The 14,835-nt window shown below is 45.8% G+C and carries 11 protein-coding genes; 8 read left to right on the plus strand and 3 right to left on the minus strand.

Features of this window, described 5'->3' with window-relative positions:
• Position 1: 1 nt before the first annotated feature.
• Complete coding sequence (locus DYU05_RS11610; RefSeq protein ID WP_117383208.1) at positions 2–658, minus strand: metal-dependent transcriptional regulator; 657 nt, start codon at positions 656–658, stop codon at positions 2–4.
• 10 nt (positions 659–668) lie between these two features.
• Positions 669–1,505, minus strand: coding sequence for a transporter (locus DYU05_RS11615; protein WP_117383209.1), 837 nt, complete (start codon positions 1,503–1,505; stop codon positions 669–671).
• A 166-nt stretch (positions 1,506–1,671) separates the two neighbouring features.
• On the opposite strand from DYU05_RS11615, the gene DYU05_RS11620 reads away from it, so the two are divergent.
• Positions 1,672–3,930 carry a Tex family protein gene (locus DYU05_RS11620; protein WP_117383210.1) on the plus strand — a complete coding sequence of 753 codons (2,259 nt, stop codon included), beginning with the start codon at positions 1,672–1,674 and terminating at the stop codon, positions 3,928–3,930.
• Here DYU05_RS11620 and DYU05_RS11625 read toward each other — a convergent pair whose 3' ends face one another.
• A complete protein-coding gene (locus tag DYU05_RS11625; protein WP_117383211.1) occupies positions 3,931–6,381 on the minus strand; it encodes a DUF5916 domain-containing protein in 2,451 nt (816 codons plus the stop codon). It lies immediately after the preceding gene.
• A 160-nt stretch (positions 6,382–6,541) separates the two neighbouring features.
• Here DYU05_RS11625 and ffh point away from each other — a divergent pair, with 160 nt between their 5' ends.
• The 7 genes from ffh to DYU05_RS11660 all read left to right on the plus strand — a co-directional run bounded on the left by ffh (position 6,542) and on the right by DYU05_RS11660 (position 14,826).
• Positions 6,542–7,870, plus strand: coding sequence for a signal recognition particle protein (ffh, locus tag DYU05_RS11630; RefSeq protein WP_117383212.1), 1,329 nt, complete (start codon positions 6,542–6,544; stop codon positions 7,868–7,870).
• Between the two features lie 79 nt (positions 7,871–7,949).
• Positions 7,950–8,732, plus strand: a complete 783-nt coding sequence (locus DYU05_RS11635; protein WP_165852060.1) for an energy transducer TonB — start codon at positions 7,950–7,952, stop codon at positions 8,730–8,732.
• Positions 8,733–8,818: 86 nt separating this feature from the next.
• Complete coding sequence (locus DYU05_RS11640; RefSeq protein WP_117383214.1) at positions 8,819–10,966, plus strand: S9 family peptidase; 2,148 nt, start codon at positions 8,819–8,821, stop codon at positions 10,964–10,966.
• Between the two features lie 284 nt (positions 10,967–11,250).
• Positions 11,251–11,628, plus strand: a complete 378-nt coding sequence (locus DYU05_RS11645) for a hypothetical protein (RefSeq protein WP_117383215.1) — start codon at positions 11,251–11,253, stop codon at positions 11,626–11,628.
• 91 nt (positions 11,629–11,719) lie between these two features.
• Positions 11,720–12,745: an acyltransferase family protein gene (locus DYU05_RS11650; protein WP_117383216.1), complete on the plus strand. Its 1,026-nt coding sequence runs from the start codon at positions 11,720–11,722 to the stop codon at positions 12,743–12,745.
• Positions 12,746–12,820: 75 nt separating this feature from the next.
• Entirely contained in the window at positions 12,821–14,359 is a 1,539-nt protein-coding gene (locus tag DYU05_RS11655; RefSeq protein WP_117383217.1) for a YifB family Mg chelatase-like AAA ATPase, read from the plus strand.
• Positions 14,360–14,451: 92 nt separating this feature from the next.
• The gene (locus DYU05_RS11660; protein WP_117383218.1) at positions 14,452–14,826 is read left to right on the plus strand and encodes a response regulator; all 375 of its coding nucleotides are present in this window, start codon (positions 14,452–14,454) and stop codon (positions 14,824–14,826) included.
• Positions 14,827–14,835 lie beyond the last annotated feature (9 nt).

The following is a 14,835-nucleotide window of genomic DNA, read 5'->3' on the forward strand; positions in this document are numbered from 1 at the left end:
ACTACTGGTCTATCAGTATATTCTCTCCAAACTTTTTTGATACCGTTGCAGGCTCTCCATCATTAACGCTGATAACGAGAGAGCTATCATAAGCTATTTTTTCTACAAGTTGTATCCTGGTGCCAATATTGATATTCAGTTTTTGCAAATACTGTAGGAAAGCGCTGGTGGTGTCTTTAACGGCAGCAACGCGGCATGTTGTGCCGGTCTTCATGTCTGTAAGCGTAACAGAATAGCGCTTGGCCATTTTACCATTGGCTTTTGGTATAGGGTCTCCGTGCGGGTCGTACTCCGGGAAACCGAGAAATTTATCCAGCCTGTCTGCAAGTGAGGCATCTTTAATATGCTCCAGCTCCTCGGCTATATCGTGGATCTCGTCCCAATGGTAGCCTAACTTTTCCAGCAGAAAAACTTCCCAAAGCCGGTGACGCCGAACAATTAATGTAGCATCTTTCTGCCCCTGTGCAGTAAGCTCGACCCCTTTCTTTTTATCATAGGAGATCAACTGCTTATCCGTAAGCTTACGGATCATGTCCACTACCGAGGCAGGATTGTTACCCAGCGATTCTGCTATGGCAGTAGGTGTTATCTTCTGGCCCTTATCCAGCCATAGCCGGTAAATACATTTAAGATAGTTTTCTTCTGACAGTGTAATCATGTTGAAGTAGTTAGTGCCTGAATGAAAATCCAATAAAATACACCTTGTCTGTGCCTTTGTTTAAGCCGTAATTTAAACCGGCATCAATGTTAAGGTTGCTGTTTACCGAAAAAACCAACCCACCATTGGCAAAAAAATCAGCATTTTTAGTGTATGTGCTATAGGTAGTATACGCTTCCACAAAACCATCTACCTGCTTGAAAAGCGACCTCCCGAAAGTAAAAGAGTACAGCAGCTCGTTATAATACTTGTTATCGTCTTCCTTAACAAAGCTTGCACTAACCTGTGAGCCAAACTTAACTTCGCTGGTAATCTCTGCAGCAAAAGGGAAGGTTACACCACCCTGTACGCCGTTGTTTTCAAAAGACGAGGTAGGGAAGGATATAAATGGCAGGACAGCCAGTGCGGTTTTGCCGCCATTGCTTCCCCACAAATTATATTTAAACCGCAGTGTAATATCATCAAATCCGCTTTTTTTGTTCAATAGCTTACCCGTTTGCACATCCCGTTCTGTGTTGCTTACAAAGGTTGGCACCACAAGTTGTATATCGGTTTTGGCAGATAAGCCGAGCTTATAATTAGCAACATGGTAACTGTTTTCTATACTACGGATGCCGTCGCTGGTGTTTCGCACATGGCGATAGAGGTCACTCTCTACCTGAAAGTGCCCTGCTTCAACGGTGTACGCGCTTTCTGTTACGTCGGGCCGGTCCGTTTCCATTTCTTTCATTTTGCCGGCAGGTACGGGGTGTGTCAGGTTATAGCGTTTGATCGTATCGGCCTGTCCAAATGCATTATTAAAACCGAGGCATACCAGTAATACTGTTGCTAAATAGTAGTATCTCATTCCGCCAAAGCTAACTATAAATTAGAATAATAAAATAAATAAAATTAGGCATGCCTAATTTTATTGAATTGTTGGTGTTTTCTTTTGATATTTCATCAAATTCCCTCAACTTCGACCGCCGATTGTAGCGTTAAAGCTGCAGCCGGTCATATTCATTTTCAGATTTGTGGAAGCATACAATATCAAAATAGCGCAGGAACTGGCCATTGGCAGCAAGCAGGTAAGCGCAACCATCAGCTTATTAGACGAAGGCGCTACTGTGCCCTTTATCTCCCGTTACCGTAAAGAACTCACGGGCAGCCTGGACGAGGTTCAAGTAGCTGCTATTCGCGATCGGGTGCAGCAACTGCGCGACCTGGATAAACGCAGAGAGGCTATCCTGAAGTCGTTAACAGACATGGGAAAACTAACGCCCGAATTGGAGCACCAGGTAAATTCAGCGGAGAACATGGTGCAGTTGGAGGATATTTACCTGCCGTACCGGCCTAAACGGAAAACCCGTGCAACTACAGCAAGGGAGAAAGGCTTGCAGCCACTTGCGGACTCTTTACTGGAGCAGAAGAACCTTAACACAGAACAGGAGGCGAGTAAATATACTGACGCTGATAAAGGCGTTAATACTGCAGAAGAAGCACTTGCCGGCGCACGCGATATTATTGCAGAATACATTAGTGAACATGCGGAAACACGCGCGAAAATGCGTCAGCTTTTTACAGAAAAAGGCGTGTTCGAGTCGAGGGTGGCACCAGGTAAGGAAGCGGAAGGCATAAAGTACAAGGATTACTTTGAATGGACCGAGCCTGTAAAGTCTGCCCCGTCTCACCGGGTGCTGGCTATGCGCAGGGGAGAAAAAGAAGAGATATTATGGCTGGATATAAAACCAAATGAAGAAGACGCCATAGACCTGCTGGAGCGTGAGTTTGTAACGGCAAACAACGCCGCATCGGCACAGGTGAAGCTGGCAATTGCCGACGGCTATAAACGCCTGCTTAAACCCTCCATGGAAACGGAGATACGCCTGCAAACCAAGAAAGCTGCAGATGAAGAAGCAATAAGGGTGTTTGCCGAAAATGCAAGGCAGTTATTGCTGGGTGCGCCGCTTGGGCAAAAGCGCATTATGGCTATCGACCCGGGTTTCCGCACAGGTTGCAAGCTGGTCTGTTTAGACGAGCAAGGCAAACTGCTGGAGAACACAGCTATTTACCCGCATACGGGTGCAGGGCAAACTAAGGAGGCGGAAAAAACAGTTCGGCATTTATTTGCGCAGTACAACATAGAAGCCATTGCTATTGGTAATGGGACCGCCGGGCGCGAAACAGAGTTGTTTGTAAGAAACCTGAACTTACCCAACGCGGTAATCGTAATGGTGAATGAAAGCGGCGCGTCCATCTACTCGGCTTCTGAGGTTGCGCGGGAAGAGTTCCCAGATAAGGATATAACCGTGCGCGGCGCCGTTTCTATCGGCCGGCGTTTGATGGACCCGTTGGCAGAACTGGTGAAGATAGACCCAAAATCAATAGGGGTAGGGCAGTACCAGCACGATGTGGATCAGAACAAACTACAGACCTCGCTTGATGATACCGTGATCAGTTGCGTAAATGCTGTAGGCGTAGAGCTGAATACTGCTTCAAAGCAAATTTTGGCATATGTGTCTGGCCTTGGGCCAACGCTGGCGCAAAATATAGTGGAATACCGTAATACAAACGGCGCCTTTAAACGTCGCGATCAGCTAAAAAAAGTAGCCCGGCTGGGCGACAAAGCTTACGAACAGGCTGCAGGCTTCCTGCGCATCCGTGGTGCCGAAAATCCGCTTGATGCAAGCGCTGTACACCCGGAGCGCTATGCCCTTGTAGAACAGATGGCAAGGGATAACAAATGTACCGTGCAGGATTTAATACGCGATTCGCAGCTGCGTAAAAGCATACCGCTGCAACGCTACGTTTCGAAGACGGTTGGCTTACCCACATTAAACGACATCATGGCTGAACTTGCCAAGCCCGGACGCGATCCCCGTGAGCAGTTTGAAGCCTTCAGCTTTACGGAAGGCGTAAATGCCATAAGTGATCTTAAGGTAGGGATGAAGCTGCCCGGCATTGTTACCAACATTACCAACTTTGGGGCCTTTGTAGATATTGGTGTGCACCAGGATGGATTGGTACACCTTAGCCAGATAACCAACCGCTACATAAAAGACCCTAACGAGGTGTTGAAAGTGCACCAGCGCGTAGAGGTAACCGTTACCGAGGTAGATGTTAACCGGAAGCGGATTTCTTTATCTATGAAAGAGAACGAAAAACGGGAAGCCCCTGCTGGCAAGCCAAGAGACAATAAGCAACCGTTTAAACCGCAAAGTAAACCAACAAGGCAAGAGCCCGAAATAGATATGGCCAGTAAGCTGGCTGCATTACGCAATAAGTTTAAGTAATTAACCCTTGTGTTTCCGCAGACTTTGAAAGTCTATGTAGTAAAGGATTTTAAGCGAAAAGTTATTGTTTTTAGGGACGTTGTAGGTGTCCCGGAAGTTTTCAAAGTAACCCTGGTCTACCCTGCTGGCGCTTGTTACGGTTGAGTTTTTCCACGATAAGCTTAGCTCGCTGCCCGGGGTGAACTGCCACACATAAATCATATCAATATTCCAGAGGTTCAGGTTCTGGTTAATGTTGTGATCAAAATTATTAGAAGTAAGTCCGGTTAAATAGCCAGCCTTATCTGCACTGAAGAAGTCTCTGTAGTCCACCTTGCTCCAGTAATGCCTTAAACGCAAGTTAAGCCCCATAATACCACTAAAGGTATATTTAAGATTAAAGATGTTTTCTACAGTATGCACATTACGCAGGGCAAATACCGCCCGGCCATCGTTGTCCAAAGTGGCAAATCCGGTATAGTTAATACGAGGGCTGATGGTGACATCCTCGCCAAAAGAAAACTTGTTGCTCAGGCGCAGGTTAAAGAACAGCTCCAGGTCGTTGCCATGGCCTTTATAGCCATTGCTGACCCATTGATCCGAGTACCAGAAACCTCCTGAAAACATCTTGGCCCGGTTGGTAGAAAGGTTCCAGTTAAGGGCAAAGTTTTCGGGGCGTTTAAATACCTGCCCATCCTGGTGCGCTTCGTAAAAGTCGTTGCCTTCTACCCGGTAGTGTCCATTGATGTTTGCTTGCCACAAGTTCTTAAAGGTTCCAAATCCGCCGAAGTTTTGATTAAAGTATTGGAAGATGGATGGCGTAACGGTGCGTGAGTAGTAAGTATTTGTCCATACACCCCATTGTGTAAACAGGTGCTTTGGCTTGTAATTAGTGTACGCTAAATCAAGGTTATGGTCTAAAAAGTTGCTGTTTTGCATGTACCCAAGATCGTTCTGATCATAGTTTTTGCTTACCAGGTCCTGCCCGACGCTCCAGGTGAAATTACCTGACGATTTTCCGCCGAATACCTCATAGCTGTAACCGGTACTGGTTGGTGTGCCCGGCCCGTAAATATTGCTCATGAAGGCATAGCCGTTTAGCTTATAGGTATTCTTTTTATTGTTAAGAGTGTACACAAAGCCGCCTACATCTGCACTGTAATCTTTGTTAAAGCGGGTAACGTTGGTGTTGATGAATGTTACTGCCGAATTGTTTTTCAAGTTCTGATCCAGCACAATAATGTTGTAGTTGGCCACCGGGCTTGTTTCTACCTGCCGCTTATTGCCCTCCTTATCTTCTACAACGGCAAAAGCGCTGTTGGTTATTGCGTTAAATACACCTATGCCTAGCCCTTTTGATGTACGGCCCGAAAACTTGAACGCGTTGAGGAGTTTAGTTTCTGTCGGATTGCTGATCACTTCTTCACCATCAGCCAGTCCCCGGTAAGCCCTGTTGGAATGGATGGGCCCACCGCCAACACGCCGCGAATAAAAAAGATTTCCCTTATTAAACAGTTCCGTGCCTTCGGTGAAAAATGGCCGGTTCTCATTATACTTTACCTCAAAAGGTGTAAGGTTAAGCACCTTATTGTCAGACTGTACCTGGCCAAAGTCTGGTATCAGGGTAAGGTCAAGCGTAAAGGCGTCGTTAATGCCGTACTTAACATCCATCCCGCCGTTTACTGATGCCGTTGTATTTTTTACGCCTGCAGTGTTGTACGGGTAGTGGTTAACGTAGGTAGAAAAGTAGGGGTAAAATGCCAACCTTACGGGTGGCTGTAGCTTTTCTAAACCTGTAAGAATGCCTTCCTGGTTAATAAAGCCGTTCATTTTTGGGTCTACCTCGTTCCAGAAGAGCTGTTGCTGTATGCGCTGGCGCTTGCGGATAAGGTTCATGCCCCAGGTCTGTATGTCCTTTTTTGCAAAGCGCAGTGCCGAATAGGGGATGCGCATCTCGGCCGTCCACCCGTGTTCATCAACATGAACCTTGCTGGTCCATACGGCATTCCAATTTGGGTCCTCAGTATTACCTTCTGAATTGGGTGGAGTATATTTCGCATCAAACTGGCTATTGGCAGATGTCACAAAGAAGCCCGTGCCGTTGATCCCGTCTTTATAAGTGTCGAATATCACACCAATAAAATCAGCATTCCCCACCTGGTCGCGGGTGGCAATTTCCTTTGCTACCTTGTCGCCGGATGTTTCAAACATGCGGGCGCCCACGTAAATGGCGTTATTATCGTATATGATCTTTACTTCCGTACGTTCTTCGGCTTTTTCGTGCACGCCTGCATTAGGTTGCAGTTCTACAAAGTCTGTAGCAACAGGCACATTGTCCCATACTTTATCGTCAAGTACGCCGTCTAATTTAGGTGGTGTCTCGGTCTTAGTAGCAACAAGTGTCTTCTTCGGTTTTTGCGAGAAAGCGGTAAGAGTTGCAACAGTGAGCAGTAGGGTAAAAATGAACTTCATCAATCAGGTAATAGGTGATAAGATGCACAAAGCAAGTAAAACGTTACAGTAGTAGTTGTTAAATATTAGTTAAAGCGTGTTAAAATTTCTTAATGTAGAATGTTATTGAGCCGATTGGCTTCAAAATCATACCTTTGTATCCTCAAAAATTGCTATAATAATGTTTGAAAATCTTTCGGATAAGCTCGACAGGGCGTTCAAAGTATTAAAAGGACAGGGTTCCATTACCGAGATAAACGTGGCCGAGACCATGAAGGAGATACGTAAGGCCCTCCTTGATGCCGACGTTAACTATAAAACAGCTAAAACCTTTACAGATGATGTAAGGCAAAAAGCTATTGGCCAGAATGTACTGACCTCTATTTCTCCGGGCCAGCTGCTTACCAAGCTCATGAACGATGAGCTTACCGAGCTGATGGGTGGCACCACTGCCGACCTGGAACTAAAGGCATCGCCAACCATTATACTGATAGCAGGCCTTAACGGCGCGGGTAAAACAACCTTTACCGGTAAGCTGGCAAATTTTCTTAAAACTCAAAAGAACAAAAAACCTTTACTGGTTGCTGATGATATTTACCGCCCGGCTGCTATTGACCAGTTGGAGGTACTGGGCCAGCAGGTAGGTATACCGGTTTACTCTAACCGTGAATCTACGGACCCGGTGGCTATAGCTCGCGAAGGTATTGCCCATGCAAAGCAGAACGGCAACAACGTGGTAATTATAGATACTGCCGGCCGTTTGGCTATAGATGAGGCCATGATGCAGGAGATAGAGCGTGTTAAAGCCGCTGTAAACCCGCACGAGATATTATTTGTGGTTGACTCCATGACTGGACAGGATGCTGTGAATACCGCTAAGGTGTTTAACGATCGCCTGGACTTTACTGGTGTGGTACTGACCAAGCTGGATGGTGACACCCGTGGTGGTGCGGCGCTTTCTATTAAGTCGGTGGTGAACAAGCCTATCAAATTCATAGGTACAGGCGAGAAGATGGAAGCGCTTGACGTTTTCCACCCGGATCGTATGGCATCGCGTATCCTGGGCATGGGCGACGTCGTTTCCCTGGTAGAACGCGCGCAACAGCAATTCGACGAAAAAGAAGCTGCTGAGCTACAAAAGAAGATCCGAAAAAATAAGTTTGACTTTAACGACTTCTACAGCCAGATACAGCAGATCAAAAAGATGGGGAACATGAAGGACCTCATCGGCATGATACCGGGTGTTGGCAAAATGATGAAGGATGTTGAGGTTGGTGACGACGCTTTTAAATCTATTGAAGCGATCATCCAGAGCATGACACCTAAAGAAAAAGAAAACCCAGATCTGATTAACCCGAGCCGCCGTGCCCGTATAGCAAAAGGCTCTGGTACGGACCTTGCCGAGGTAAACCGTTTGATGAAGCAGTTTGAAGATATGCGCAAAGTGATGAAGCAGATGAGCAACCCTGCAGCTATGGCCAACATGATGCGCCGGATGCCTAAGATGTAAGTTAACTAAAAAATATGATAAGAGCCTCAGCAGTAATGTTGCGGCTCTTTTTGTAAATTACAACCCTATCTTTATGCAAATGAAATCTGTTACATCTATCATACTGCTTTTTATATCACCAATTGTATTTGCACAAACCAAGCGGGTTACAAGGGAAACTCCGCAGGGTACGGTAAAATACTTCGTTTTAAAGTCTGACAAGAAAATTAAAACAGGTTCTTACGAAATTTACGCTGAAAACGGGCCTTCGGTTACTGTAAGGGGCTTTTATAAAGATGATCTTAAAGATAGTTTGTGGCAATTTTTTGCTCAACAAAAACTTGTTGCCGAGGAACACTATAAAAATGGTAATAAGTGTGATATATGGACCGGGTACAACCGGGGCTTCGAACGCTTGAAATACGATCCTGTAAAAAATGATCTGTCGCTTTACATTCCTGCAAAGATGGATAGCATGTTTAATATCACTCCATTGGGCATGCCTCCAGGAGCGGTGTTAGAGCGACATCCAATATACTTAGGCGGTAATTACACAATCGCCTATCTTCTGGCCAGTAACATCCGGTATCCTGCAACTGCACGTACCCAAAACAAACAGGGAGAACTGACCCTGACGCTTTCAATTGACGAAGAAGGGAACATGGCCAACTGCTTTATTAAAGATAAACTTGGTTATGGGTTGGATAATGAAGTGTTAAGGGTTGCGCAGATGTTGCCTGGAAGCTGGGTGCCGGCCATGGCAGGTGGAAAAAAAGTTGCAGCACAAATAGATATTCCTATTGCTTTTGAATTAAATGCCACCGAACCAAGGGCTCATAAACCCGGACAAATAGTTATATCAGCATTTAGCGTCATGAGATAAGTTAATCCTTCCTTGTAAAAAACCCCTTACACAAGCGGTCTTTTCCTTATTTTTTCTAAACTTTAACGCTTAAACTTTTACTGATCATGATCTTTTCTATACCTGCACGCCGGTTGCTTTTGGTTGCTTTGGCCGTTTCGGCTTTGTCTACTGCTCAAGCACAAAAAAAGCAGCTCACCACCGGGCAAATGCTTAAGAACGAGCCGAATAAAGTAGTTACGCCGTTGCCTGTAATTACCGGCTGGGCAGATGATACTCACTATTTAAAAAGCTTGGGCCGCCGCGGCGGAGGAGGTGGTGGACAGGTTTCGGTTGACGTAGTAAGCGGTACCGAAACACCGTATACCCCACCAGAGAAGGACATGAGCGTAAGTGTACGGGACAAGGACATCTACCTGAAAAAAGCAGATGGTACCGAAACTCGCCTCACCAAAACCGCCGACGAAGAGCAAAACCCAACACTCTCGCCTGATAACAGCAAGGTTGCTTATACTTTTGCCGGAAACCTGTATATACTGGATGTTGCAAGCGGCAAGGTATCGCAAATTACAACAGACGGTACAGACGTTATTTACAATGGCTATGCATCTTGGGTTTACTACGAGGAGATATTGGGCCGTGCATCACGGTACAAAGCATTCTGGTGGTCGCCGGATAGCAAGACGTTGGCGTGGATGCACTTTGACGATACAAAAGTTCCCATGTTCCCGCTGTACAACTCGGCCGGGCAGCATGGCTTTACCGAGCTGACCCGTTATCCGGAACCGGGAGATCCGAACCCGAAAGTTAAACTTGCTTTTTACAACCTGCCAGGCAACAAGGTGACCTGGGCCGATTTCAACGAGAACGATGATACATACCTGGGCACACCATATTGGTCGCCGGATGGCACCTCGTTGTGGATGCAATGGATGAACCGCGATCAGAACAACATTAAAATATACGCGGTAAACCCATCTACAGGTGGCAAAAAGGAACTCTACGACGAGAAGCAAAAAACCTGGGTAGAATGGTTTAAGGACATCAAGTTCCTGCAGAACAACCAGGGCTTTATAGTAACGACAGACAAAAGCGGCTGGGAGCACATCTACTGGTACGGAATGGATGGTAAGCTGAAATCTCAGATCACCAATGGCAACTTTACGGTTACCGGAATGCAGTATGTGGATGAGAAGAACAAGCTGGTTTACTTTACCGCACGTAAAGAGAACAGTGCCCGTGTAGATTTCTACAAGATTGGTTTTAACAGCAAAGGCCTTACCCGCCTTACAGCCGGCGAGTATAACCATACAATTTCCCTGTCGCCAAATGGCATGTATTTTACTGATACCTACTCAAACGTAGCAACTCCGGCAAAAACGGCCATTTACGACAACAAAGGCAAACTGGTTAAAGATGTAGCAGACAGCAAAGGTGCCGAGTACGATCAGTATCAACTGGCAACAACTCAGTTAGTGCGTGTAAAAACTACGGATGGCTTCGACCTGCCAATGACGGTAATGCTGCCGTTAAACTTTGATCCGGCAAAGAAATATCCGGTAGTTATCAGCATTTATGGCGGGCCTAACGCGGGAACTGTTATGGACACCTGGCGCTTTAGCGGCATGAGCCAGTGGTGGGCAAAAGAAGGCATTATACAGGTAGCAATGGACCACCGAGCATCGGGCCACTTTGGCAAAGTAGGACAGAACTACATTTACAAAGATTTGGGTAAATGGGAAATGGCAGACTATTCGGCGATGGTAAAATACCTTGAAGCTAAATACAGTGTTGATCCAGCTAAGGTGATGATCACCGGCGGCAGCTACGGCGGTTACATCAGCGCGTATGCGCTTACCTACGGAGCAGATGTGTTTACCCACGGCATAGCAAACTTTGGTGTAATGGACTGGAGCCTGTATGATACCCATTATACCGAACGCTTTATGGGTACCCCGCAAAACAATCCCGAAGGTTACAAACGCAGCTCGGTACTTACTTACACCAAGAACCTTAAAGGCGTGCTGCGCATAGTTCACGGTACAATGGATGATAACGTTCACATGCAAAACAGCATACAGTTTACCAGCAAATTGCAGGATGAAGGGAAGCACTTCGAGTTTATGCTGTACTCCGGCCAGCGTCATGGTTTCCGTGATCCGGAGAAAGCAGCGCACCAAACTATGGAGAACAATGCGTTTATCTACAAGTACCTGTTAGAAAAGCCGGTGCCTGCCGAGCTTGCGGCAAAGTAATTGAAAAGCGGCTTAGGCCGCTTTTTTTATATAGAGAAAATATACAAAAACATAGTTTAAAGCTCGTTTAAACTGTTGGTGCTATGGATAAGGCTGATAATAACATTAGCAGCCCTCTACTATTAAATAGTTGTGTTGTTTGTTTTACCAAATTTATATTCCGGTTAGTTGGTAATTACAAAATATAATTCTAAGTTGCGCAACAAATATAGGTGCTGTGCGTTAAACTAAGTAATAGCGCTAAAGTCAAATAAACACATTTTTTAACCTAAAACAGACACGTTATGCAAAGAGCCTATCAATCCATTTATGTATCGTTTTACAGGTGGAATTTTAAAACATTTGGCCAGGGTAAAAGCCTGCCGGAATTCCGTTCTATGTTCAACGTTAGCTTCCTGCTGGTAGTGGTGCTTACCAATGCCATGCTGCTTACCAAGTTACTGGTTAAGGCCAATTGGTTAACATTGGGTATGGGTGCTTGTGTTGCCATTGTTGCAGGCGCTATTATGTTCTTGCTGGCAAACCATTTCATATTGCTCAATAACAAACGCTTCAGTAAATTGAATATGCAACTGGCAAATATGGACCACAGAAAGGTAAATATCTATTCTACCGCTCTGCTGGTTAACGTTTGCATAGCCTGCAGCCTTTGCTTTTTATAAGCAACCGCCGTTGCTGATGAACTAAGCTGTCTTCAATAAGTTGTTGCCTTGCCGTTAGATGTCAAACAGCATTGTTATCTTTCGCTGATAAATGGAACAACGGGCATTTAAGATTAATAATTTTGATCTGCTTCGGTTGCTGGCCGCAACCGAAGTGATCTTTGATCATTATTATCAGCATCTAAAACTTCCCCTTAGCCATACTGCTTTAAAGATAATTTACCTGTTCCCCGGCGTTCCGGTATTTTTTGTTATCAGCGGCTATTTAATTTCCGCTTCTTACGAGCGTAACAATAGTTTAAAGAACTATGTGCGCAACCGCGCGCTCCGTATTTACCCCGGTTTATGGGGGTGCCTGCTCGTTACTATTATCGTTCTTTCGTTTACCGGGGCCAGCTTCCTCAACAAACAAACACTTGCCTGGCTGCCATCGCAAATGGCCGGACTTATTTATACCCCGGGTTTTCTGGCGGGCTACGGCTTTGGTGCCTACAACGGCAGCTTGTGGACTATCCCTATCGAGCTGCAATTTTACATTATGCTGCCACTTTGCTTTGTAATGGCACCAAAAAAGTGGATCAATCAATGGTTTATTGCCTTGTTCCTGGTGTTTTTGGCGCTAAACCTGGCTTACCAGCTTGTTCCTTTGAGCGAGCAGGTAAGCAAGCTGATGCGTTACACTTTTGTCCCTTACTTTTATTTGTTCCTGGCAGGCGTTATCTTCCAGCGGCTCAGGATATATCAACATAACTTCATCTACGGGAAGGCAATGTACTGGATAGTGCCTTATGTAATTTTCAGTCTTTTCTTTTTCGACAGGATGGCACCGGCATATTTTACTGTTATACAGTACATTTTTATGGCCTTTGTGCTGCTTTCAATGGCATACACACTTCCAGCACTTGCCGATAAGCTGCTGCGTAAGAATGATGTTTCATACGGTGTTTATATGTACCACGGGCTGGTACTTACGGTTGCAGTGCAGCTGGGCATGGTTGCTCACATCAACCTGTTCATCGTTATCGCTATCACAATTATATTGGCAACCTTGTCGTGGGTGTTGATAGAAAAGCCGTCGATCAGGCGCAAACAGCGTACAATTCACCAGGTGCAGTAGAAAGTATAAATTGGGTTTACATCATTCCCCTTCGCTCCAAAATTTTCTATATCTTTCGCTGTAAAACCTTATTGTGTGTTAGTTAAAACCTTTGGAAGTGCGGTTTATGGTATACAGGCTATAACCATAACAGTGGAAGTGAATATTTTGCCGGGTACTAAATTCTTTGTAGTGGGTCTGCCCGATGTAGCCATCAAAGAAAGCTATTTCAGAATCGAGTCTGCCTTAAAAAGTACCGACTACCGTATGCCGCGCCAGCAGGTCGTGGTAAATATGGCCCCGGCGGATATCCGAAAAGAAGGATCGGCCTATGACCTTACTATCGCTATAGGTGTACTGGCCGCCTCTGGTCAGATAGAAGCTGAGAACCTGGATAAGTACCTGATCATGGGCGAACTCTCTTTAGACGGAAGCCTGCAGCCCATCAAAGGTGCGCTGCCAATAGCTATCCAGGCCCGTAAAGAGAAATATAAAGGATTTATACTGCCCAGCCAAAATGCACGCGAAGCGGCAATAGTAAACGACTTAGATGTTTATGGCGTAGATAATATTAAGCAAGTGGCCGATTTTTTTAACGGAACCGGTACGCTGCAAAAGGAGGAAGTAAATACCCGGGAGGAGTTTTTTGATACGCTAAGCAATTACGAGAACGACTTTAGCGATGTAAAAGGGCAGGAGAACATCAAGCGTGCCCTGGAGATTGCAGCCGCCGGTGGCCATAACGTTATACTGATAGGTCCGCCGGGCGCAGGTAAAACTATGCTGGCCAAGCGACTGCCTTCAATATTGCCTCCGCTTACTTTGCACGAATCATTAGAAACAACAAAAATACACTCCGTAGCAGGTAAACTATCCGCCGCAGATTCGCTGGTGACGCGCAGGCCTTTCAGGTCGCCGCACCACACCATATCAGATGTGGCACTGGTAGGTGGTGGCAGCAATCCGCAGCCCGGCGAGATATCGCTGGCCCATAATGGCGTATTGTTTTTAGATGAGTTGCCGGAGTTTAAGCGTACAGCGTTAGAAGTAATGCGACAGCCGCTGGAGGAACGGCGGGTGACCATCTCCCGTGCAAGGTTCACGGTAGATTACCCCGCAACATTTATGCTGGTGGCCAGCATGAACCCGTGCCCGTGCGGGTACTACAATCACCCCGAAAAGGAGTGTATTTGTCCGCCCGGAACAGTTCAGAAGTATCTGAGCAAAATATCTGGCCCGCTGCTGGACCGTATAGACCTGCATGTTGAAGTTACCCCGGTTGATTTTAGTGAATTATCATCCGACCGGAAAGCGGAGGCAAGTGACCTGATCCGTGAGCGTGTTATCCGCGCACGCGACAAACAGATTGAGCGCTTTGGTAATAACAACGACTTGCATGCCAATGCGCAGATGAGCCCGCAGATGGTGCGCGATGTTTGTAAAATAAGCGCCGCAGGGCAAACATTGCTCAAGAAAGCAATGGAAAAACTTGGGCTATCCGCAAGGGCTTACGACCGTATTTTGAAAGTATCGCGCACGATTGCTGATCTTGCTGGAAGCGACGAAATACTGCTGGAGCACTTGGCAGAGGCTATTCACTTCAGAAGTTTAGACCGAGAAGGCTGGGCCGGGTAAAGTAAAAGGAAACCCATTCACCGGCCTTTCGCTTGTAATTAAAATATTTGCTTTTTTTAAAAGTTATTTATAGTTTCACGGTCCACTTCCCTATGAGCGAACCATCTAGAAAAATCATCATTTTTGACGACGACGAGGATATCTTGTCTATATGCAGCTATATATTAGAAGAGCAAGGCTGGGAGGTGCACACCTATACAGATTGCAATAATATAGTTGAAAAAGTATCAGGCATTTTGCCCGATGTTATCCTGATGGATAACTGGATACCAGACGCCGGTGGCATTATAGCCACCCAAACCCTTAAGAAGAACGAAAGCTTGAAAAGCATACCTGTAGTGTACTTTTCTGCAAACAGCGACATACAACTTCTTGCCGATCATGCCGGTGCAGAGACATACCTGGCAAAGCCTTTTGACCTGGAAGAACTGGAGCGCGTTATTAATACCGTACTTGTAAAAAATTAGGCATTTTAT

Source organism: Mucilaginibacter terrenus (genome assembly GCF_003432065.1).
Taxonomy (GTDB): Bacteria; Bacteroidota; Bacteroidia; order Sphingobacteriales; family Sphingobacteriaceae; genus Mucilaginibacter; species Mucilaginibacter terrenus.